Origin of the sequence: Crystallibacter degradans, assembly GCF_012952295.1 — a bacterium.
In the GTDB taxonomy this organism is placed as follows: domain Bacteria; phylum Actinomycetota; class Actinomycetes; order Actinomycetales; family Micrococcaceae; genus Crystallibacter; species Crystallibacter degradans.
In genome coordinates this window covers 19,282-41,198 of sequence record NZ_JABBCH010000018.1, presented here as the reverse complement: position 1 = coordinate 41,198, position 21,917 = coordinate 19,282, and the positions used below count along the sequence as shown (strand labels likewise).

The following is a 21,917-nucleotide window of genomic DNA, read 5'->3' as shown; positions in this document are numbered from 1 at the left end:
AACAGGCGGCCCGCCGTGCAGGCGAGTATGGAAAATGACAGGTTGTGAACCCTTCCCGCGCCAACGGGTTTGCGTTGCTGCGTTAGGTGGTCCCGATCCCCCACCCCTGTCGTCCCCAGCTGCTGTTCCTGGTGGTGGTCCACCCCGCCGGCGCGGGGTGGACCCGGTGCCGTTTAGGCGGCCGGCGCGGTCTGACCCGTGGCCCCGTATGTATCCGGTTGTGCGGTGTTCCAGCAGAGTCCCTGGGTGCTGAAGTCGTAGCACTTGATGCCCCTGATGGTGATGGCCGGGGCGGTTTCGGGGTTGCCGTTGCCGCTGATGTAGTGGATCCCGTCGGCTTTGACCTCGAAGTCATAGAACCCGGTCTTCGTCAGGTATGCCGGGGCGAGGCTGGCCGGCAGGCACGGCATGGCCCAGCCGTTCCACGTCCGCGGCCGCACAAAAACGTTCACCGGCTCGCAGTCATCGAAGAAGACGAGCCCGGGGCGGTAGTACCGTCCAGGGCTGCCTGCCACACCGGCGAGGCTTTGCACCTGCGGCAGTCCGTGAGCGTCGGATCGATATCGCGGCGCGAGTCGCGGCGCCCGAGCGCGTCGGCGCGGCAAACGAACGAGGAATCGGTGGGCCAGGCGATGAGGTGCTGGGTCATGGTTGTTTTCCTTTGGCGAGGTGTGGGGTGGGGGCAGCGGTTCTGCACCGGCCAGCTCTGCTCTTCCCCCCGTTGTTTTTTGCCTGCTGGCGAAGCTTGCGGAGCTGTGCCCGTCGGAGTACTGCTCAACCCCGCCAGGGGCAAGGGCACGGGAATTTCGGGAGGAAATAAGCGACGCAGGAGCGCCGGACGAAAATCCCGGGTCCGCGGCCGGCCGCAGGCCGGTTGACGGTACGGAGCGGGCACGTATGATCCGTCAGGACAGCAGCAAAAAAGAAAAAAACGCTTCTACAGCCGAGCGCAGCGAGGACCGCTTCCCGATGCGAGCGAGCGAGTATCGGACTCCTGCACACCGGAGAAAAACACCAGCGCAGTCAACAGGTGGTGGCGTTCCTGCCGCCAAGAAGAAGTCCTACTAAATGTATCCATTAGGACGAATGGATATTATGGACAGTCTGGGACGCGGTTCAGGGCACCGTTGATCCGACATTGAAAGTATGGAGACGTCGTCCGGCTCCAGCTCTGGCCGCGCACTGGCAAAGTCGCACTTGTTCAGGGCTTATCGAAGGGTGTCGAAAGCTCCTCCGGATGCAACTCGGGACGGGCACGCAGGAACCTGACGGCGTGGCGGAATGATGTGCCGGTCATCGCGGTGTCGGCTGAGACCTCGACGACGATCGGTTCGACGAGGGTCAGTTCGGTTTCGTCTTTGTCGGCGTTGAACCGGTCGAGGGCCGTGGATTTCACTCGGTGGGGCCAGGGGTGGCCGGGTCCGGCCGGTTGCAGCTGGGCTCCGAGGAGTTTCGCGGCCGCGGCCTTGAGCGGGGCGGAACGGCCGACGATGCGCAGTTCGCCGTCGATGGGCAAGCCAATGACGATGGCTTCGGGCCGGTTGATGGGACCGACAACTGCTCCGCAGACCACGTCGGCGGATTCTCTGTGCTTCAGCTTTTGCCAGATTCTCTGGCCTCCCGCGTAGGATTCTGTGGTCTTTTTAATTATCAAGCCCTCTACTCCTGTGGCCGGCAGTTCCTTGAACCAGGTTTGGGCTTGTGCGGGGTCGGTGGTGGCGGGTGAGAGGTCGAGCGGGGCTTCCCAGTCTTTGGCGAGTTCTTCGAGCAGTGCGCGGCGGCTGCTGAGGGGTTCCTGTCGGGTGTCGTGTCCGGCCACGGCGAGGAGGTCGAACGCGACGAAGTGTGCCGGCTTTTCGCGGACCAGTTTGACCAGGGACTTGGCTGAGGTCGTCAGCCGCTGCTGCAGCGCGGAGAAATCCAACCGGTCATTGGACCAGATGACGGCTTCGCCGTCGATGAGACAGCCGGGCGGCAGCTGCAGGGTGGCTGCCGCTAAGAGGTCTGGGAAGTAGCGGCCGAGGTTTTTGCCTTGGCGGGACCATAAGGAGGTGTCTTCCCCGTCTCTGGCGATTATCGCGCGGTAGCCGTCCCATTTCGGCTCTGCTTGCCAGGATCCCGCTGTCTTGGGGATGTTCTCCGCGACGCGGGCGAGTGCAACTGCCACGGGTGGGCGCAGTCCGGGCGGGAGCCTGGTTTCCATAAACTAACACTACAAACCTTGCAGCCCTGCCACTGCCGTGGGGCCCGTTTCTGGGCCTTCGCAAAGGGAATCGCTCGTGAGCGATTAAATGAGTGGGCACCGGCTGGTCTGGGAGGTTGGGGGATTACTCCTGACCATGGCCGGTGCCGTGTTCACTCGCACCTTTGAGGTGTCTACGACGTTAGCGCTGGTTTATGTGTGCAGCTGCAAAGTTTCCTGACGGTTGGCTGAGCGCCAGAGAATCAATCCCCAACCTCGGCAACGACGCCTAAGATCTTCTCGCGCTCGTTAGCGTGTCGTCATGACGGAAAGTACTTGCCAGCCTTCGGGGACCTGGGCCAGCAGTGCTTCGCGCGCCGCCGCGTAGTCTTCGCCTTCGGCTTCGAGTTCTCTTGTTTCCATGGGGCGGATAACGCCCTTTACCTTCACCACAGCATGATCCTAGATCAGCGCCGGCCCTCGCGCCGTTACGGCGCGTGTTGGCTAGGACACCTGCGGCGTGGTGACCGAATCAGCGGCCAGCCATCCTGCTTGTTGCCTCCCCGGGCAGCGCTTTAGCGGTGGTGGCGTTGGTTCTGGGCTGTGCCCGCCCCAGCGTGTCAGGCGGCGGCCGGAGGAGATGTTCCTATAGACAAATCGGCGATATGGATCGGTGCCTGTAATTCTCGTTTGTACGGGCCGATCTTCGCGCGGAAGACCTATGGACTTCCGGCGACATGCGCAACCGCGTATGTTCCGTTTTGGTTTGTGGGGAAGAGAGCTGTCCCGTCGGGAAGCACGGCTATGGGCGGAACTCCACGGTCTGGAGTGGTTCATACCGGATTCCTGGATGGAAGCCAGGATGCTGTAGATCGGGCCGTAGGCGGTGCTGCTGCCCGCAACCACAGCAGGCCTACGCCCAGGCTGGGCAGTGATATGTCCAGCCTCACGCAACGGGCGCAACGCAGCCCTGATCGTCCCCCTGCTCACGCCGTAGCGTTTGGCCAGCTCCACTTCCCCCGGGAAGCCCGAAGCGAAAACGCCGTTATGAATCTCTTCCATCAGGTCGGCGCTGACCTTCTTCCACAACGGCGCGCCGGTCCCGCCGGAGGCAGACAGCCTGGTGGGGGAAGACGACGGCTGGTGAGTGTCCATGAATGCCTCGACTGCTATTTGCGAACATTGCCGTGGTATGACACTAACGTCATTGCCCGGAGTCCGCTTGTGAGACTGAGTCACTGCGCCAGACGCGTGAACACGGACCGCGAATACGCCCTGTACGAAACGAAACCTGCGCCATGAGGGAAAGTAAACGCTGCCCTAGCCATCGGCAGCCCGACCCATGCTTACACCCGAAGGTAAGCCGCGCCGTCGAACTGACGGTGGGCGATGTGCGCGACGGCCGCGGGGATCACTTTCACCCCTGAAGGCAGGGCGGAAGGGTCGATCCCGGCGGACCGGAGGCTGTTCCCGCAGGCATAGACCGATACTGAGGGTTCCGGAACCTCTGCGATCGCCTTGTCTCCGATGAGCTGACCGACGCTCGGTCCCTGGACGAGAATTTCGATTTCCACGTCGGGCAGCTCCGCTGCGGCGTTGCCGGCGACCCGCATTGCCATGGCAAGGTCCGGGAAGGGCTCGTGCCCCGGTCCGGCCAGATGCAGGACCAGCACCCTGGGTTCAGATGTCGCGCTCATGCTGAGCGTCCGAACAGTCGACTCAGCCAGTTGCCGGCTCCGGAACCTTTTTCCTTTGTGGTGGTGCGCCCGTTGACCGTGGAGCAGGTGCAGCGCTCACTGTTGGGTACGCCTCGCATGACCTGGTCGACGTGGTTACCGCAGCCACTCCAGGTGGTCTTGCGGCAATACATGCAGGTGGTTGTCCGACACATCTGTGATTCCTTTTCCGTTGAATCAAACTGTCACCATAATACCCGCCGGGGTATTTCAGGGCGAGTCCGGAGGCACTTGCGCGGATACCCCCCTAGGTATTATTGTTGTTCCCAGAGCGATACCCCCCTAGGTATCTGAAAGACTATCGGAAGGAAGATCATGCTTCTTGAGCGTATTTATGACGAGGATCTGGCCCAGGCGAGCTACTTCATCGGCTGCCAGGCTAAAGGCGAAGCCGTAGTGGTCGATGCCCGCCGCGACATTACCCCGTATCAGGAGCTGGCAGCCGCCAATGGGATGAAGATCGTTGCGGTGACCGAAACCCACATCCACGCCGATTACCTCTCAGGGACGCGGGAACTGGCCGAAGCCACCGGGGCGGACATGTATGTCTCCGGTGAGGGCGGAGATGACTGGCAGTACGGCTTCGGCGCCGAGCGGCTCTACGACGGCAGCACCATCACCTCGGGCAACATCACGATCAAGGCCGTGCACACGCCCGGTCACACTCCGGAGCACCTTGCCTTCCTGATCACCGACGGCGCGTTCAGCGACCAACCCGGGTACCTCCTCTCCGGCGACTTCGTCTTCTCAGGCGATCTCGGCCGGCCTGACCTGCTGGATGAAGCCGCCGGCGGGCTGGATACCCGTTTTGTCGGCGCGAAGCAGCTCTTCGCGAGCCTGCGGGAGAAGTTCCTGACCCTGCCCGATCACGTGCAGGTCTACCCCGGCCATGGTTCGGGCAGCGCCTGCGGCAAGGCCTTGGGCGCGATCCCTTCCACGACCGTGGGCTATGAGCGCCTGTACGCATGGTGGGGTCCGTACCTTGCTGCCAATGACGAGGAAGGCTTCGTCCGCGAACTTCTCGACGGGCAGCCGGATGCTCACGCCTACTTCGGGCGGATGAAGCGGCAGAACCGTCTCGGCCCGGATGTGATGGGGCCCCGCAGTGAGCTGCCGCAACTGGACAACCAAGCGCTGGCCGGTGACCTGACGGAAGACCGCGTGACCTTTGTTGACACCCGCTCGAACGGTCAGGTGCACCAGGGAACAGTGACGGGGGCCTTGAACATCCCCGCCGGGACGAAGATGGCCAGCTTCGGTGCCTGGGCGTATGACCCGGAAACCGATGACCGGCCGCTGGTCCTGCTGGCACCGGACCAGGAAGCAGCGCAGGAAATGTGGGATCACCTGGTACGGGTAGGCATCGACAACGTCACCGGCTTCACCCCCACCCTGGACGGGCTGCCGATGACCACACCGAAGGTACTCGCACCCGGTGACCTCGAGGACTTCGGCGCAGCGCTGCTGCTCGACGTGCGGAACAAGACCGAACACGCCGCCGGCAGCATCCCGGGCTCCAAGCAACTCAGCGCCGGCCGGGTGCTCTGGCACCAGGACCAGCTCCCCTCCGAGGGCACAATCGTTACCTTCTGCCAGAGCGGGGTCCGGAACTCCGTCGCGGCCAGCGCCCTGCGCCGCGCCGGGTACGACGTCATCGAACTCGACGGCAGCTACGCAGGCTGGGCAGCATGGAACGCCTCCCAGCAATCAACCTCGGTCAGCTAACAGCCCGACTCCACCGACAGGCAATGGGCCCGCTGCTTATGCGCGGGCCCATTGCCGTGCCCACACCCTGACAACTCCCGGAGCACCTGATGGCACGCAATTATCTGGCCGGTACGGCCAAACTCGGCTTGAGGGCCAACGCCGCGCAGTTCAGTTTGCTGCGCACTCGTTGGAGGTGTGGTCGGTGCCCGCAACAACTCCACCCCCTGATGCCGAAAATCATGGTGGGTAGCAACCGGTCAACCCACTGTGGAGTCCAACAAGACCGGGGGCAGTCCCGGTTGCCGTTGTCGTCTACTGGGGATAGCTGACTGAACGTTGCAGGGGTATCAGATCGTTGCCCCGCAAGCCGATTCTTGACCCTGATACGTGAAGCGTTTTTCCTCTGCGAAGAGCCCGTGATCTGATCCCGCCTGCGGCGGAACCGGAGGTCAAGCCGCTGCTGATTTCCGGCGGCGGGCGGCGATGAATGAGCGGATGCCGAGCACCACATAGATGATGAGCAGGACGAAAGTGATCGTGCTGGTGATCACCGCGGCAGGACGGTCAGCCTCCCCGGCGAAGAGAGCGCCGAGCTGCAGGACGTTCATCGTGGTGCCGAGGACGCCGAGCACTGCCACAACTAGGGCGATGTGGATGCCGATCTTCTGATTCTTCAGGCCGATGAGGCCGGAGATCAGTATGACACCTCCCAGGACGGCCGGGATCAGCGCCGTCCAGCTGGCGAAGGCGGCGATGATGTAAGCGGTGACGCCGAGGGCGATGAGAACGACGCCGAGTCCGATGGTGATGCGAGCCATGCCGCTCCTTACGCTGTTGGTGATTTCTTCTACACAGCGTAGTAGAAATTCGATCACGACTGGGACCGCTGAACTAAGTCATGAAAAGCCGCCATTCGAAGTTAATAGTCACAGGCACTTATCCGCAGCCAACAGGCGCACGCCAGAACGCATCATGTTATTCCTGTGCCGAGTGAAGCTGTCACGCGGACAGTACTTGGAACAGGGGTGGTTAGCCGACCCAGTGCACCAGACATGCGTCAAGGGGGGGGCGGGGCGCCACTCCAGCAGCCCACTGTCAGACGGCGGAGTCCCTTCGGTATCACCGAATGTTTGGCAGCCAGCGAGCAGCAGGATCCTCCAACTGAAGTTTTCTTTCGCCGTGCAGCTTCTGGCCTAATTTTGCGCGTAAGTGAGGCAGTCGGCGTTGTCCGGACCAGGTCCGACGTGGACTTCGGCCGCCGTGCACATCAAATGACCGTTGTGGACGCGCATTCGGCTCGCTGGCATGCCCCGACACCGGCCAGGACCTTGGGCAGGCCACCGTGTGTGCCGGTGCCGATAAAGGTGGAGCAGGAGGCATGGTCTTGTGTGCCACCGACGGTAATTGCGGCGGCATTGCAGGCAGAGTGGTCGTTGAACGAACAGTTGGTTACGCTGCACTCTGCTACATGCGTTGTCATCAGGGATCCTCCGTGCTTCGGTCGCCCGGGCCGGGTGGCTCCAATACCTACGGTAGGCCAGTCCAACCTCATCAAAAAGACCCAAATATCTGATCTAATCTCCGCCGTCCGTGGGGTTCGACGGTAGTAATAACATCGCACGGTCATACGATGCGGCATGCTCCCTGGCATGATCGTGTCGGTTAGGATGACGGTTTTGCATAGGTTAGAATTTACTCATCAAGGGGAGTACTCCCGTCTGTGATCGGCCCGTCATTACGGATGCACTGAAGCATCTCGGGTCGTCGGTTCCGGTGTCGTCCGGGCGGAGGAGACCTTGGCGTATCCGTTCAACGCCTACCCCCTTGGGAGCCACCCTTATGCAGGTCACACCTATGATCTGGCTCATCACCATTGCTGTGACGATCCTGTTCTTCGTCTACGAGTTCTTCGCCCACGTGCGTAAACCCCACGAGCCCTCCATCGCGGAATCGGCGCGCTGGTCGGCGTTCTATATCGGGCTGGCACTGCTGTTCGGTGTGGGAATCGGCACGGTGTCGGGATGGACGTTCGGCGGGGAGTACTTCGCCGGGTACCTCACCGAGAAGGCGCTGTCGATCGATAATCTGTTCGTCTTCCTCATCGTGATGGCCGGATTCGCGGTTCCTAAGAAGTACCAGCAGAAGGTGCTGATGATCGGCATCATCATCGCCCTGGTCTTGCGCGGCGGGTTTATCGCGATCGGGGCGGCCCTGATCGAGAACTTCTCCTGGGTTTTCTACCTCTTCGGCGCCCTGCTTCTCATCCTCGCCTACAAGCAGGCCTTCGGCAGCCACGAGTCCAACCCGGCCGAGGGCAAGTTCATGACACTCGTGCGCCGGGTCCTGCCCGTCACCAACGAGTATCACCAGGACAAGCTCACCGTGGTGAAGGGCGGGAAGCGCTTCGTCACGCCGATGCTGCTCACAATCATCGCGATCGGTTTCGTGGACCTCATCTTCGCCGTCGATTCGATCCCGGCAATTTATGGCCTGACCAACGAGGCCTACATCGTTTTCACCGCCAACGCGTTCGCGCTGATGGGTCTGCGCCAGTTGTTCTTCCTCATCGGAGGACTGCTCGAGCGTCTGGTCTACCTCGCCCAGGGATTGGCCGTCATCCTCGGCTTCATCGGCGTCAAACTCGTCTTCCACGCCCTGCACGTCAACGAGCTCCCCTTCATCAACGGCGGGGAACCGCTGCTCTGGGTGCCCGAGATCCCCATCTGGTTCTCGTTGCTCTTTATCGCCGCCACCATCGTCGTAGCGACCGCCGCGAGTCTGCTCAAAACCCGCGGCGACGAGAACAAGGACGACCGCTCACTGGTCCAGGGCGAACCGGTGATCACCGCGGACCCAGAGGGCCGGGACGAGGAATCCGAAATCGGCGAGAAGACAATGTCCACGGCAGACATGTCCAAATAGCACCCCGTCGGCAGCTGTGAAAGGGGTGGCCCACCGTGGGTTAGGATCGCTACCCGCGTCCCCCGGTCACGAGACAACGCCTGAATAGAGCTCGTGACCGGGGGCCTAACGTATGCCTGTGAGTATGTGCGGCACGTACGTCGCTGTCATCCTGCCGTTCCCCTTGGCAGGATGACGTATTGGGCCGTTATCGGCATTCTCCAGTCCTTCCCACGCGTTGTGCAGTGAAGATAGCCGTCCTATTTCGGCTCAGGGGCAGTAGCCCTTCCACGCACGCCGTACGGGGCACCTTGTCGGGCTTCCCTTCGTAACATAGAACAGCGTCTGCACACCGGTGGTCGTTGCGCCGTCGAGGAACGACCCACGGGTTGGTGCATGGCGCATCAGGATTCGGTTGCGGCCGCTCCCGCAGCTGTCTCGCCGGGACCGCGCTCTCGTTCCTGCCGGGATCACCTCGGTAGGAATGGTTTAGCATGGAGCGTACCCGTCAATTTTTGGAGAGTGTAGAGCAGTAGCATGGGTCGATCAGCCGCCAGAGACGGGTCGTCCGACGACCCCGGCGATAGTTGTTCCACTTCCGCGATATCTGAGAACGGCCGCAGGCGCCGGTCAGGCCTCCCTGGGGTAGGGGAAAATACCCGATGATCGAAGCGGTATTGACGCTCCTTCTCGGGATTATCGTGATTCTTGCAATCATCGCGGCCAACGGTTATTTCGTGGCGCAGGAGTTCGCCTACATGTCGGTGGACCGCGCCAGCCTCGGAGCGCGCGCCGCGGCCGGCGACAAGGCTGCGCAACGCGCGCTGAAAGTCACGCGCCGCACCTCGTTCATGCTCTCCGGCGCACAGTTGGGCATCACTGTCACCGGACTGCTCATCGGCTATGTCGCCGAGCCGCTGGTGGGCGAGTCCCTGGGTGTACTGCTGGGTGGTGCCGGGGTGCCGGCGGCGCTGAGCATATCGGTGGGCACGGTGAGCGCGCTCGTCGTGGCCGCTGTTGTGCAGATGATTTTCGGTGAGCTGTACCCGAAGAACCTGGCGATCGCCAACGCCGAACCTCTCGCCCGCGCTCTTGCCCGGTCGACGACGATTTATCTCGCGCTGTTCGGGTGGCTGATCACGGTGTTCGACCACGCGGCTAACGCTCTCTTGCGTGCCGTGCGTGTCGAACCGGTGCACGACGTTGACACGAGCGTGACAGCCGAAGATCTTGAACGCATTGTCGCTGACTCCCGGGAGAGCGGTGACCTGCCCGAGGAGCTGTCGGTGCTCATTGACCGCATCCTCGACTTCCCCGACCGGACCGTCGAACACGCCATGATCCCGCGCTCACAGGTCGGCACCGTTACACCGGACACGACCATGGGCCAGCTGCGCGCTCTCATGGCGCAGGAGCACACCCGCTACCCGGTGATCTCCGAGACGGAGGAGCCGCTCGGAGTCGTCCAGCTCACGGACCTACTCCGCAGCCGCGCGCCCGAGGAGGCCCCGGTGTCTTCCATCATGGTGCCCCCGCTCGTACTGCCAACGCTCATGTCGCTGCCTGACGCGCTGGCCAAGCTCACGCGGTCGCGCAACGAGCTTGCCTGCATCATCGACGAATACGGTGGCTTCGCGGGTGTCCTGACGGTCGAGGACCTGTCCGAGGAACTGGTCGGGGAACTCACTGACGAGCATGACGACGACCCGCCCGCTGTCATCACGCCCGAGCAGGAGAACACCTGGCGGATGAGCGGTGATATCCACGTCGACGAAGTCGAACGCGCCGTCGGCTACGAGTTGCCGGCCGGTGACTACGAGACCATCTCGGGTCTGCTCATTGCCCACCGCGGTGAACTGCCGGTCACCGGCGAGGTGCTGCGGGTCGAGCTGCCCGACGACCCTCGTGATCTGGTGTTGGATCGACCTGTCCACCGTGTGCTCGAGGTTGAAGTGCTGGAACTTTCCCGGCACGTCCCCAGCGAACTGCTCGTGCGGCTTGTCCGGACCGCCGCTGACGGCGCAGGCTGCACGGATGAGACCGCGATCGGCACCGAGGCCGAGACCGAGGAGGATCGATGAGTGATCCGCTGATCGTGACCGCCGTGACCGTGCTGCTCATCGTACTGAGCGCGTTCTTTGTCATTATCGAGTTCTCACTGCTCGGTGCCCGCCGCCACCGGCTCGAGGCCGAAGCTGCGACGAACCGGTCCGCCCGTGCGGCGCTGCGCGGCATCAACGAGCTGACGATCATGCTCGCCGGTGCGCAACTGGGTATCACCGCAGCCACTTTCGCCCTCGGCGCGGTTACCAAACCGGCCATCGACGCATGGCTGGGCCCCGTGCTCGCGTCCTGGGGGACTCCGGAGCAGTTTGCCGGCGGCGCCGCTTTCGCCCTCTCGCTGCTGTTCGTGACATTCCTGCATCTAGTCGTGGGCGAGATGGCGCCCAAGTCCTGGGCGATCGCGCACCCGGAAACCTCGGCCAAGCTCATCGGTGTGCCCGCGCGCGGCTTCATCTGGTTGGTGCGACCGTTGCTGAGCTGGGTCAACGAGATCGCCAACCGGCTGGTCGCAGCCAGCGGAGTAACTCCGTTGGACCGTGCGGTCGTCGGCGGCCAGGACGTCGACACGATCCGACACCTCGTTGAGCACTCCGCGTCCGTCGGTGCCCTCGACGCCTCCTTCCGCACCCAGCTCTCCGGTGTCCTTGAGCTCGAGAAGCTCACTATCCAAGCGCTGATCGCACCGGGCGGCGCGCCGACCATGGTGCCGGCCACAGCCACGGCCTCCCATGTGCAGGAAGCCGCCGCCCGCTCGGGCCACCTACGCATCCTCGTGGAGGACCTGGACGGGGGCATCCCCGGAGTCGTTCACGTCCGCGACACACTGCTCGAATCGCTGGAAAGGCCGGTTAGTGAGCTGACCCGCCCCGCGTTCACGCTCGACGCCGGAACACCGGTCTACGAGGCCCTTGCCCAGATCCGGGCAGCCGGGGAGCAACTCGCCGCCGTCATGCACCACGGGCGTTTCGTCGGGGTGGTTACCCTCTCCGACGTCCTGTGCCGGGTCCTTCCCCGAGAACTCACCCAGGAGAAGCACACCGGTCAATGACGGGCGGAGCGCCGGAGGAGCAACAACTCCGGGAACGGTCGAAAACTGCGAGAAGGGCGGGCTTGAGCCCCCTGAGGCCAGCGATCAGCCACACTTAATCGCGGCACTCTACGGCCTGAGACCTATCGAATCCGGGAATCGCGAAAACCCTGGGGGCGGTCCGGAACCGAGAGTGCAGGGATCGTTCCGGTCGAGGATCAGGTGTTGAGTGCCGCTCCTACGGGCGCCCGTCCCTGGCTTCATCGTTCTGGTAGATGTCGGGGACGCCGTCGTGGTCGGTGTCGATGGACTCGAGATTCTCGATAGCCCGGTAGTGGCGGTTGCGGGCCTGCAGCAACGCTCCGGCCAGCAGAGCCGCTGCCACAGAGCCGGTGAGGACCGCGACCTTGGCGTAGTCGGTGTCGACACTGCCTGCAGCGAAACTCAGCTCGGCGATGAGCAGGGAGACGGTGAAGCCAATCCCTGCCAGCAAGGACACGCCCACCAGGTCGATCCATTGGAAGGACGGGTCCAGGCGCCGGCGGGTGATCTTGGTGGTGAGCCAGGTGGCACCGACGATCCCGATCGGTTTGCCCATGATGAGCCCGGCGATGATACCCACAGCGACGGGGGCGGTCAGGGCTGTGGTGAGTCCTTCCCAGCCACCCACTGCCACACCGGCAGAAAAGAAGGCGAACACTGGCACTGCGAACCCGGCAGAGATGGGGCGGAAGCGGTGTTCGAATTCCTCAGCCAAACCCGGGCCGGCCTCAGGTCCGCCGCTGGCCTTGCTGCGCATCACCGGGACTGCGAAACCGAGCAAAACGCCGGCAACGGTGGCATGGACGCCGGCCTCGTGAACCAGCACCCAGACCACCAGTCCCAGGGGCAGCAGGATGATCCAGAATGCCCAGGCGTGCCGGCTGAAGAACCGGGAGAAGCGATGCGTGAAGAAGGCGAAGACTGCCAGCGGGACCAATGCGAGCAGCAAGGGCGTGAGCGCTACGTCATCGGTATAGAAGACGGCGATGATTGTTATAGCCAACAGGTCATCCACCACCGCAAGAGTCAGCAGGAACAACCGCAACGCGGGAGGTAGGTGGGAGCCGATGATGGCCAGCACCGCCACGGCGAAAGCGATATCGGTGGCTGTGGGAATAGCCCACCCGCTGACCGTCTCCGGGTTCACAGCGTTGAATGCAACGTAGACGAGCGCCGGAACAGCAACCCCACCGACGGCTGCGGCGACCGGGACCACGGCCTTGCTGAACTGGCGCAGGTCACCGGCCACGAACTCCCGCTTCAGCTCCAGACCCACGAGGAAGAAGAAGATGGCCAGCAACCCGTCGGCCGCCCATTTGCTGAGGCTGAGCCGCAGGTTCCAGGGCTCGTAACCGATCTCGTAGTCACGCAAGGCGAAGTAACTATCCGCGGCAGGAGAGTTCGCCCACACGATGGCGGCCAGTGCTGCAACGACCAGCAGTATGCCCCCGACGGTCTCTTTACGCAGGATCTCCCCGACACGGAGCACCTCGCGGTAGCTGCCACGGTGGAGGCTATCGTGGCTGTGATCCTCCGGGCCAGTGGTGGGGTCGTCGTGGCTGGACATGGGCGGCTCCTTGGTCTCCGGGTTCGTCGAATGTGCTCATGCCGACTAGATTTCCTTAGCTCACCAGATCGACAGTCTACGCACGGACCGCCTCGACAGCCACCCCTTGTCCGGTTCACCTCCGGCTGGCAATGGCCAGCAACCGGAGCGGGCCCGGGAGCGAGCGCCCCCACACGGTCGCTGCCGCTGTGCCGGTAATGTGTCCGCCTCGTCGATTCCGGCCCGAACCGAAGACCCCGGACTAGGGCGAGGTTCGGGTCTGGTCCGGGTTCCGGCGGCCCTTGTGGAGCCCGATTTCGTAGGCTGTGAAGGAGATGAGGGTGGCTGCGATCAATGGTAGTACGAACCAGGCCATGGCTGCGGTGAACCCTTCCAGGGCATCGTGTGCGGTAGCGGTCAGAACGACATATCCGGTGTAGGCCAGGTACAGCCCCACGAACAGGATGCCCTCCCAACGCGCGATCGCGAAGCCGGTGAACGCGACGGGCAGCAGTGCCACCGCGGCTGCCAGCATCACCGGTATATCGAAGGCCACCGCAGCAGCGGATACGGGAATGCCCTCAAGAGAGATCAGGGCGGGCAGTCCGAGCACCACCCCAATGTTGAATATGTTGCTGCCGACCACGTTACCCACGGCCAGGTCTCGTTCACCGCGGCGCACCGCAATGATGGATGTCGCCAGTTCGGGCAGCGACGTCCCGACTGCCACTACAGTCAGACCGACCACGAGACTGCTCACGCCCAGTGTGGCGGCAATGCTCACCGCGCCTTCCACGAGCAGTGTGGCACCGGCCACCAGTAAGGCGATCCCCAGCAGCACGAGCAGGAGCGATTTGGCGAAAGAGTCCGCAGGCGCCGCCTCTTTCTCTCCGGCCGAATCGGCGGTAGCTGAATCGGCGGTAGGCGAACCCCCGGCCGGGTCCGGCGTCGTGGGGATCTTCGCGTCGCGGCGGCCGATAACGACGGTCATCACAGTGTGCACCACCACGACGCAGAAGAGAACCAACCCATCCACGGCACTGATCCTCCCGTCCAGGGACACGAGGAGCACCCCGACTGACAGGGCGACCATCAGGGGCAGGTCAAAGCGCACCAACCGCTGCTTCACAGCAAGCGGAACAACCAGTGCGGAAAGTCCGAGGATGAGCAGGACGTTGACGATGTTGCTGCCGACAACGTTGCCCACAGCGAGCCCGGGTTCGTCGCGCAGGACAGCGCCGATGGTCACGGCGAGCTCCGGTGCTGATGTGGCTGCCGAGACCACGGTGAGCCCGACCACCAGCGAGGAAATCCCCACGCGACGGGCCAGCGCTGAAGCCCCCCGCACCAGGAATTCCCCACCCAGCACCAGCAACACCAGCCCAGCCACGATCCGTCCCACGTCAAGTGCATCCATGGGTAAGAGTGTACGGAGCACAGCCCAAGTCCTGCGACCGGCCAGCAGCAGACCGTCCTGCCCCTGCTGGCCGCCGAGGACTTCGGCCTGACCGGTTACACGGTCATCTTCACCTATATCGCCGCGTTCGGAATCACCAAGGCAACCAGCAACTACGCCGCCGGGATCCTCGTCGACCGCCTCGGACGCAAACCCGTCCTCCTGACCGGCTGGCTCTTCGCCGTACCGGTCCCCGCGATGCTCATCCTGGCCCCGGACTGGGGATGGGTAGTCGCGGCAAACGTCCTGCTCGGCATCAACCAGGGCCTCACCTGGTCAACCACGGTCGTCATGAAAATCGACCTGATCGGCCCCGAAAAACGCGGACTCGCCATGCCGGACGAAAATCCCGGGTCCGCAGCCGGACGGAGTCCGGTTGACGGTACGGAGCGGACACGTATGATCCGTCAGGAATCTCAATGATGTTGTCAACGGATTCCTGCGGGTCGGTTAGGGCCCCGGTCACAATGAGGTGATCCACCAATGGGGCTTTGGAATCACGGGTGGGGATCCCCCCTCTGGATCAAGCGATCTCCTGTAGGGTTTCCGACCTGACACGTAGGGCGGCGGCGCAGAAGGAGGGGCAAACGTCAGGGGTTGCAGTAGTCACAAATACTTGGGGGTGCGGACGTTGTATCGGCTATGTCGCGGGTGTCGTGGTAAGGGCATTTGAGGCATCCAAACGTCTCAGCACGCGTCTCGCTGGTCGGCGTACCGCATGCACTGCACTGGAGCCCCGGTACCCGGCCGACTCGCCAGAACCCTGGAGTGCCGCAGGCTGGGCACAAGGAGCGAAGCTTATGGGCAAGGTCTTCGGCCGCGAGGCCGATTACTTCCATGCGTGTTGGGTTTGCGCTGGCACGCATGTCGGTCTCGATTAAGACCAAGCCGTTTGAAGATCGAGTCAACGCTCTCGAAAAGGCGCGCTCCAGGTCCTGCCAGCTCGCGATTCCCTTGCAGATGTACGTTCCGTCCTTGCCGTCAGGGCGAACGACCAGATGGTGTCCAGGAAACTGCACTTCACGGGCGAACGCCTGGGCTGCCGCCCACTCGCCGGTGAGCAGGTGATTGAAGTTTGTTTTCCCTTCGCCTATTCCCACCACCTCGAGATTGCGCTCGTTGTCCATCCAAACGATTAGTTCGATGTTCCACGGGAACATGCCGATGTAGGGATCCGGCCCAAAGGAACCCTCGCTGGCGATACCCAGCAACAGGCCCGATAATTCCATGCCCACCGATGCCTTCTTACGGGCAGTTTCCGATTGTGTTCCTGCGCGGGAAATGTCACGTGTGAAAGTACCGAGCAAGTCCGTGTCGTAACCCGTGACATGTTCAACCCGGCACCCAAGTGCATGCTCCAGCGCGGGTCCTAGCACCCGCTCCTTCCCATGTTGGGTCAGCAGAGCGACGCGTTCACCGGCATAGATTGCATGCGGGATTGGATCATCAGATTCGGCCTTGGTCACAACTCACCTTTCATGGAGCAGCAGAGGCTGAAGTGGCCGGCACCTCATCCCAGGTGCCGAGGCCGGGACAGTCCCCCAAACCTTCGAAGACATCCTAATAGACGAATTACGTTTCATGAATAGCAATGCGTATGTATGCGGCGATTTGTGAAATGCTGGCAGCACGAGCTTGCATCTGCGGCCAGTGAGTCCAGGGGACCCGGCAGGGTTCATTACTGCTCTTGTTCACTCCGTCGGGAAATAATCAGAGAGTCCTAATGTGGTAGACCCCATCATCCTTTTCTTCATTCTTGGGGCGCTGGCCGGGCTGCTCCGGTCGGAGCTGCGCCTTCCGGCGGCAATCTATGAGTTCGTCACCATCGTGCTGCTGCTGGCCATTGGCCTTAAGGGCGGTGTGGAACTCGCCAAGCAGCCCTTTGGCGAACTGCTACCCCAGATCCTGGCCGTAGTGGCGATGGGATTCTTCCTTTCCCTTCTGGCCTTCCCGGTGCTGCGCTACCTCGGACGCTTCAAACGTGCCGACGCAGCCTCCATTGCCGCCCACTATGGCTCCGTCAGTGTAGGTACCTTCGCCGTAGCCATCGCCTACCTGGGCACTCGACAGGTCGTCTTCGAAGAGCACATGCCGCTGCTTCTGGTGATGCTGGAAGTACCAGCCATCATCGTGGGCATAGTTTTGGCGCGGGGAGTCTCCAAGGAGACCAGGTGGAAAACGGTCGCTCACGAGGTCTTCCTCGGAAAAGGCATTGTCCTGCTCCTGGGTGGCCTGTTCATCGGCTGGATCGCCGGACCCGACGGCCTGTCCTCCATCGAACCCCTGTTTGTGGACATGTTCAAAGGGATCCTTGCCTTATTCCTGCTGGAAATGGGGCTGCTGACAGCAACGCAGCTCGGAGGCCTGCGCAAATACGGCGTGTTCCTAGCGGCTTTTGCCATCATCATGCCGCTGTTCTCAGCCGTCATAGGTGCAGGGCTGGGCTGGGCATTAGGACTGTCGGTGGGCGGAACAGCTATTCTGGCAACACTGGCGGCAAGTGCCTCCTACATCGCGGCGCCGGCGGCCATGCGCATTTCCGTACCGGAAGCCAACCCCACGTTGTCGCTGGCGGCATCCCTAGGGATCACCTTCCCGTTCAACGTGGTGGTGGGGATCCCGCTCTACCACGCCCTGTCCATCTGGATCCATACCTTCGCGAGGGGATAAAGCCATGGAAAGCCACCGACGCAAGCTCCTGACCATCGTCACCGAGGCCGTCCTCGAATCAACCCTCGTCCGCGACATCGAGCAACACCACGCCCACGGATACACCATCACCGACGCGCGCGGGAAAGGCAGCCGGGGCGTCCGCGGAGCAGGCTGGGAAGCGAACAGCAATATCCGTATCGAGGTGGTCTGCGACGCCGTGATAGCGGAAGGCCTTGCTGCACACCTTCGCGAGCACTACTACGAGGACTACGCCATGATCCTGTTTCTGAGCGACGTCGAGGTCCTGCGGCCGGCCAAGTTCTAGGCCTTCGTGCCCTCCGCGGGCTGCCCCTTTTCAGGCACGAGCACAGCAAGGAGTTCGTCAAGCTGATGGCCGGCATCAACAGGGTGCCGGAACGGGCGGCCGAACACCACAGAATAGATGTTCCGCCTGCCTGCCCGTGTCCTGGTGATGTAGCCGGCCTCGACAAGGTCAGCAGCAATCTTCTGGGCGGCACGCTCCGTGACCCCCACCGTGGCAGCCAGGTCACGTAGCCGTATCTGCGGATCACGGGCAATGGTCAACAGTACGTGGGCGTGGTTAGTCAGGAACGTCCACCCGATGCCGCTGCCTGACACTTCGCTTTCCTTTGCTTCAAAATCTTCAGTCGCCACCCCTTGGACAATAGCGGATCTGGGCACGACGAAAGCGCCGCCGGTCCCAATCCACAGCAAGCACCCACAACGCTTATGATCGCCAGGCGCAGGAATCGTCTCGTTACCAAGCCGCCGGTCGTAGACGGCTAGATCAGGCTGTAAGTGGTGGTGCCAGCGATACCAAGGTGTAAGTAGTGCCGTCGCGGAGCATGGCCCAGAGGACATTGAGCCGCCGTCGGGCGAGCGAGAGCATGGCCTGGATGTGAGATTTCCCTTCACCCGTTTTCGGTCGTAATAGGCACGTGAGGCCGGGCAGGATTTAAGCGCCGAGAGCCCGGAGAGGAAGAAGACGCGGAGCAGCCGGCGATCGTATCGTCTTGGCCGATGGTGGTTGCCGCTGATCCTTCCGGAGTCCCTCGGCGCCGGCGCCAATCCAACAACACCGGCGAACCGGTCCGCAGACTGAAAAACCGTCATATCTCCGCCGGTGGCACCAAGGAATTCGGCGGCAAGGACAGGGCCAAAGCCGGGCATGCTCAACAGCACCTCGGTATGCCGGTGTTCAGTAACCTTCTCGCTGATCAGCGCATCCAGTTCTTCCAGTTCCTCGTTCAAACTTGCCACTTCGCGGGCGAGGGCTGCGACAATCACCTCCCCGATGCGTTGGGCAGGAACGACGGTCTGCTGGGACTTCGCGGCTTCTACCGCAGCCGCAGCAACCGCTGCCGAGGAACGAGCACCGTGTTTCTTCAACCACGCCTGGGTTCGCGCCTGGCCGGCACGGCGGATCCCATCCGGAGTCCGGTACTTGGTCAGCAACATCAGCGCGGCTTTGGATCGGCTGTAATCGAAGGTCCGCTCCAGCGCGGGGAAATACTCCAGGAGCTGAGCTTTGAGTCGATTAATCGACCTCACCCGATCCGCCGACTTGTCAGCCCGCCGGGCCGTTAGGAGTCGCAACCCGACGCTGATCTCGTCACCGGCGCGCAAAGGCTGCAGGTCAGTCCGCATCCGGGCCTGGTCGGCGATCACAGCGGCATCCTTGGCATCTGTCTTGCCGTCACCCCTATAAATCTTCGAGGCGTGGTGCACCGTCCGCCCAGGAATATAGAGAAGGTTCTGACCATGACCGACAAGCAACGCGATGAGCAGCGCCGGTCCGCCATGATTCAAGTCCATCGCCCACACCAAAGGACCACCGTCCGACAAGTCCAGGACCGTGCCCAAAAGTTGGATGAGCGCCGCTTCGTCGTTGGGAACCTTCTGCGAGAGCAGCCTGTTTCCCTCGCCATCGATCACAACGCAGTGGTGATGGGCTTTGCCGGCGTCGATGCCGGCCCATAATTGCACCAAGAACAGCCTCCAGTCTGTTGGATGAGAAGAGCCCAGCAGATAACCGCGCCGTCGTGTCCTTATCCGGCGATCATGTCGCGTCTCTCAATCAGCGGTCGGGTCATCGCGGGGTGGCGGGCGGCCAATCCTACGGAGCCGTCACGTGCAAGCGTGCGGTCCACAGCAGCCAAGCCATACCCGCCTCCCCTGGGTAGCCACGACCCTACAATGACCGCGGAACTGAGCCCGGTAACAACATAAGGACAGCAGCAAAAAAAGAAAAATGCTTCTACAGCCGAGCGCAGCGAGGACCACTCCCGATACGAACGAGAGGCTCTCTGCCGTCACCCACCTGCTGATGGACGCGGGTGGCCACGCCAGGCTGACCTTCAGACGAACTTGTCTTTTTATACACATTCGGCCCCTTGCCATCAGGCAAGGGGCCGAATTGTTAGCGCATAACCAGATCGGGCCGGCAGGGCTTCGTTCCGGAGCTACTAGCGCTTTACTGCTTTCCTTGATTTACAAGTATTGCTGGTGAAGCAAGTAAGAAAAGTATTACCAACTTCAGTCTTGGAGTTTGCGACCGGGGGCTAACCGCTGGTCGCCGCCGTCATATGCTTCCCCCCCGTTGTGCGTCGCTTCTCGACGCGAGGTTTCGGACTCAAGCGCCTTTGAAACCATATGCGACCAGGAGTGGTCGTTCTCAAGATAGCTGGTTGCTTTGAATGCGGCGCGGGCGCGAGTCCTCAGTGATTTGGGGATAGAAATCGTTACATTCACCATGGGCTCTTCGGGCTCCTGGCCGGCGCGGGCTTCGTCATCCCGGACCTTGCGCAGCAGCCGGCCCAGCGGGGCTGGCTCAGAAGGTGCGGTATCGGTCTTCGATGCGCTCCTACGCGGCGCGAGGCCGGCGACCTTACGATCGGATTCAATTGCATCGCTCATACGTTCTGCTCTTCCTTTTCGCTTTCAATGGCCACGATTCTCGCGATTACTTCTTGTGTGACTGCATGAAGGTCACCTGCAACGTTGGCTGCTGAGCGGGGCCCTGCCTCGCTTGCATCAGCTTGTCCCTTGAGTACTTCGAACCATTTGGGTGCACTGTTGACTTGCTTCTCGACTTCGTGAGCCAACAGCCCCTTTTGGCGAGTGACCTGGGCCGTGGATTCGGCATGGCGAACCGTCATGGGGAATAGCACGGTGTCCACGCCGAAGAGTTGCGTGACGTGTTCACGCGCTACGCGCTGAACCTTACTGGCACTCTTGGCAGTTCCGACCAAGACAACTCCGAGCAGGTCGAGCATGGGGTTCAACTTGACCACTCCATCCAGACGTTTGGCGACTGCGGTCATGCCTTTGAGACTGGAAAGGTCAGTCTTTACTGGAATCAATGCGTAGCGGGCCGCTGCCACTGCTGCAGATTGCAGTGGTTCGTTTCCTGGTGGGCAATCGATGATGACCATGTCGTAGTCACCAGCGATCGGCGCCAAGACCCTAGCTAGGGCCAATTGGGCTCCATCAGGGTCTTTCTGCGTCCGTGAGGCGAGACTTGCGGCAGCAGAATCGAGATAAGGGCCGCCAGGTAGCACGTCCAGGTTCTCACGTCCAGATTCAACGGGGGTTACCGGTCCATCGAAGGCGATAGCTGCTGCTAGGGCTTTACCATCGTCGTTGTGTTCTTTGCTGGTGTAACCGAGGTCTTCAGCTAGATTCCCTTGGGGATCGAGGTCGACTAGGAGTACACGGTAGCCGGATTGCGCCAGCAGTCCCCCGATATTGGCAGTAAGCGTCGTCTTGAAAACTCCACCTTTGCCGTTGATGACTGCTATTACGCGGCTAAGGGCCGCGCGGTCGATCTGGTTCAAGGGGTTCCCTTTCGATCCAAGCGTTGTTTCTGCCAGCGTACTGGGGGCTGCTGGCTAACCTTGGGATGCTGGCTTTAGTGTCGCTACTTTTTTTACATTGATTACTGGGTTTACTGGAAACACTTGTATTGGCAGTAATTTCCGTCAGCCTTGAAGACTCTTCCCGCATCTGGGATCGAGGTGGACCGGTGCGACGATTCACGTTTAGTACCCCACCTACTGCCCATCGCTCCCCCGCTTCGAGAGATGCGATAGCCGGTGTGACGGCTTTGCACCATTGACAGTGCCCCTAGGGGTTGCAGCCCTGCATTCTTGGCTGGGGGATACGGGCCTAGTTGCATAACCTCCTTCACTGTATTTAGTAGCCTTACTGGAATTACTTGTATTGAAAGTTTTGCAAGTATCGAATGCTGGCGCTTACAGCCACTCTCGGTCCCGATCTTCCTTTCCGGGACCAATGGTTTCCAGGACCCCGAAGTACTCAGCGAGGGTCCGCAGGCTGGTCTCTTTAACGATGTGCCGGCGTCCAGCGACACGGCCGGTCGTATTCCAGCAGCCATCGGTCACTAGGGGTTGCAGCCATTCTTGGCTGGGGGATAGGGGCCTAGTTGCATAACTTTCTTCACTGTATTTAGTTGCCTTACTGGAATTACTTGTATTGAAAGTTTTGCAAGTATCGAATGCTGGCGCTTACAGCCACTCTCGGTCCCGATCTTCCTTTCCGGGACCAATGGATAACTCTAGCCG

At 61.9% G+C, this 21,917-nt stretch carries 21 protein-coding genes and 3 pseudogenes; 8 read left to right on the top strand and 16 right to left on the bottom strand.

What is annotated here, in order from left to right:
* Positions 1-173: 173 nt before the first annotated feature.
* Both HGO92_RS19825 and HGO92_RS19820 read right to left on the bottom strand, forming a co-directional pair.
* Positions 174-515 (bottom strand): hypothetical protein, encoded by a 342-nt coding sequence (locus HGO92_RS19825; RefSeq protein WP_205834791.1) that lies wholly within the window; start codon positions 513-515, stop codon positions 174-176.
* On the bottom strand, positions 449-649 hold the full coding sequence (locus HGO92_RS19820; protein ID WP_169997911.1) for a hypothetical protein: 201 nt from the start codon (positions 647-649) through the stop codon (positions 449-451). The genes HGO92_RS19825 and HGO92_RS19820 overlap by 67 nt, the downstream gene beginning before the upstream one ends.
* A gap of 248 nt (positions 650-897) precedes the next feature.
* Here HGO92_RS19820 and HGO92_RS19815 point away from each other — a divergent pair, with 248 nt between their 5' ends.
* Positions 898-1,068 carry a hypothetical protein gene (locus HGO92_RS19815; protein ID WP_169997909.1) on the top strand — a complete coding sequence of 57 codons (171 nt, stop codon included), beginning with the start codon at positions 898-900 and terminating at the stop codon, positions 1,066-1,068.
* A gap of 133 nt (positions 1,069-1,201) precedes the next feature.
* On the opposite strand, the gene HGO92_RS19810 is transcribed toward HGO92_RS19815, so the two are convergent.
* From HGO92_RS19810 to HGO92_RS24905, 5 genes are all read right to left on the bottom strand, one after another.
* Positions 1,202-2,203, bottom strand: coding sequence for an ATP-dependent DNA ligase (locus tag HGO92_RS19810; protein ID WP_169997907.1), 1,002 nt, complete (start codon positions 2,201-2,203; stop codon positions 1,202-1,204).
* A gap of 288 nt (positions 2,204-2,491) precedes the next feature.
* Positions 2,492-2,635, bottom strand: coding sequence for a hypothetical protein (locus HGO92_RS19805; RefSeq protein ID WP_169997906.1), 144 nt, complete (start codon positions 2,633-2,635; stop codon positions 2,492-2,494).
* Positions 2,636-2,686: 51 nt separating this feature from the next.
* Positions 2,687-3,337, bottom strand: a complete 651-nt coding sequence (locus tag HGO92_RS19800; protein ID WP_264669849.1) for a GntR family transcriptional regulator — start codon at positions 3,335-3,337, stop codon at positions 2,687-2,689.
* Positions 3,338-3,528: 191 nt separating this feature from the next.
* Positions 3,529-3,879, bottom strand: a complete 351-nt coding sequence (locus tag HGO92_RS19795) for a DsrE family protein (protein WP_169997902.1) — start codon at positions 3,877-3,879, stop codon at positions 3,529-3,531.
* The gene (locus tag HGO92_RS24905) at positions 3,876-4,052 is read right to left on the bottom strand and encodes a DUF8730 family Cys-rich protein (protein WP_502305992.1); all 177 of its coding nucleotides are present in this window, start codon (positions 4,050-4,052) and stop codon (positions 3,876-3,878) included. Before HGO92_RS24905 ends, HGO92_RS19795 begins: the two co-directional genes overlap by 4 nt.
* A 181-nt stretch (positions 4,053-4,233) precedes the next feature.
* Between HGO92_RS24905 and HGO92_RS19785 the strand changes: the two genes are divergently transcribed.
* Positions 4,234-5,643 carry an MBL fold metallo-hydrolase gene (locus HGO92_RS19785; RefSeq protein WP_169997898.1) on the top strand — a complete coding sequence of 470 codons (1,410 nt, stop codon included), beginning with the start codon at positions 4,234-4,236 and terminating at the stop codon, positions 5,641-5,643.
* A 431-nt stretch (positions 5,644-6,074) separates the two neighbouring features.
* Here the strand turns inward: HGO92_RS19785 and HGO92_RS19780 are convergent, their stop codons facing one another.
* Complete coding sequence (locus HGO92_RS19780) at positions 6,075-6,443, bottom strand: hypothetical protein (protein ID WP_169997896.1); 369 nt, start codon at positions 6,441-6,443, stop codon at positions 6,075-6,077.
* A 375-nt stretch (positions 6,444-6,818) separates the two neighbouring features.
* A pseudogene (locus tag HGO92_RS19775) lies at positions 6,819-7,105 on the bottom strand (DUF1540 domain-containing protein).
* A gap of 359 nt (positions 7,106-7,464) precedes the next feature.
* Between HGO92_RS19775 and HGO92_RS19770 the strand changes: the two are divergent.
* From HGO92_RS19770 to HGO92_RS19760, 3 genes are all read left to right on the top strand, one after another.
* Entirely contained in the window at positions 7,465-8,547 is a 1,083-nt protein-coding gene (locus HGO92_RS19770) for a TerC family protein (RefSeq protein WP_169997894.1), read from the top strand.
* Between the two features lie 641 nt (positions 8,548-9,188).
* Positions 9,189-10,607, top strand: coding sequence for a hemolysin family protein (locus HGO92_RS19765; protein WP_074703593.1), 1,419 nt, complete (start codon positions 9,189-9,191; stop codon positions 10,605-10,607).
* Positions 10,604-11,638, top strand: a complete 1,035-nt coding sequence (locus tag HGO92_RS19760) for a CNNM domain-containing protein (protein WP_074703594.1) — start codon at positions 10,604-10,606, stop codon at positions 11,636-11,638. The genes HGO92_RS19765 and HGO92_RS19760 overlap by 4 nt, the downstream gene beginning before the upstream one ends.
* Positions 11,639-11,855: 217 nt before the next feature.
* Here HGO92_RS19760 and nhaA read toward each other — a convergent pair whose 3' ends face one another.
* Together nhaA and HGO92_RS19750 are read right to left on the bottom strand one after the other, a co-directional pair.
* Positions 11,856-13,226, bottom strand: a complete 1,371-nt coding sequence (nhaA, locus tag HGO92_RS19755) for a Na+/H+ antiporter NhaA (RefSeq protein ID WP_074703595.1) — start codon at positions 13,224-13,226, stop codon at positions 11,856-11,858.
* 241 nt (positions 13,227-13,467) lie between these two features.
* Complete coding sequence (locus HGO92_RS19750; protein WP_074703596.1) at positions 13,468-14,622, bottom strand: calcium/sodium antiporter; 1,155 nt, start codon at positions 14,620-14,622, stop codon at positions 13,468-13,470.
* Positions 14,623-14,679: 57 nt separating this feature from the next.
* On the opposite strand from HGO92_RS19750, the pseudogene HGO92_RS19745 reads away from it, so the two are divergent.
* Positions 14,680-14,997: pseudogene (locus tag HGO92_RS19745) on the top strand (MFS transporter); the annotation flags it as partial.
* 254 nt (positions 14,998-15,251) lie between these two features.
* Here the strand turns inward: HGO92_RS19745 and HGO92_RS19740 are convergent.
* The gene (locus HGO92_RS19740; RefSeq protein ID WP_019481129.1) at positions 15,252-16,127 is read right to left on the bottom strand and encodes a DUF6671 family protein; all 876 of its coding nucleotides are present in this window, start codon (positions 16,125-16,127) and stop codon (positions 15,252-15,254) included.
* A gap of 259 nt (positions 16,128-16,386) precedes the next feature.
* Here HGO92_RS19740 and HGO92_RS19735 point away from each other — a divergent pair, with 259 nt between their 5' ends.
* On the top strand, positions 16,387-17,331 hold the full coding sequence (locus HGO92_RS19735) for a sodium-dependent bicarbonate transport family permease (RefSeq protein WP_019481130.1): 945 nt from the start codon (positions 16,387-16,389) through the stop codon (positions 17,329-17,331).
* Positions 17,332-17,335: 4 nt separating this feature from the next.
* Entirely contained in the window at positions 17,336-17,638 is a 303-nt protein-coding gene (locus tag HGO92_RS19730; RefSeq protein ID WP_019481131.1) for a P-II family nitrogen regulator, read from the top strand.
* Here the strand turns inward: HGO92_RS19730 and HGO92_RS24575 are convergent.
* From HGO92_RS24575 to HGO92_RS19710, 4 genes and pseudogenes are all read right to left on the bottom strand, one after another.
* Positions 17,635-18,195, bottom strand: coding sequence for a helix-turn-helix transcriptional regulator (locus tag HGO92_RS24575; protein WP_264669851.1), 561 nt, complete (start codon positions 18,193-18,195; stop codon positions 17,635-17,637). The genes HGO92_RS19730 and HGO92_RS24575 overlap by 4 nt on opposite strands.
* Positions 18,122-19,323 (bottom strand): annotated as a pseudogene (locus tag HGO92_RS19720) (IS110 family RNA-guided transposase). The gene HGO92_RS24575 and the pseudogene HGO92_RS19720 overlap by 74 nt, the downstream one beginning before the upstream one ends.
* A 546-nt stretch (positions 19,324-19,869) precedes the next feature.
* Entirely contained in the window at positions 19,870-20,250 is a 381-nt protein-coding gene (locus HGO92_RS19715) for a ParB family protein (RefSeq protein WP_074703598.1), read from the bottom strand.
* Complete coding sequence (locus HGO92_RS19710; protein WP_205834790.1) at positions 20,247-21,170, bottom strand: ParA family protein; 924 nt, start codon at positions 21,168-21,170, stop codon at positions 20,247-20,249. Before HGO92_RS19710 ends, HGO92_RS19715 begins: the two co-directional genes overlap by 4 nt.
* Positions 21,171-21,917 lie beyond the last annotated feature (747 nt).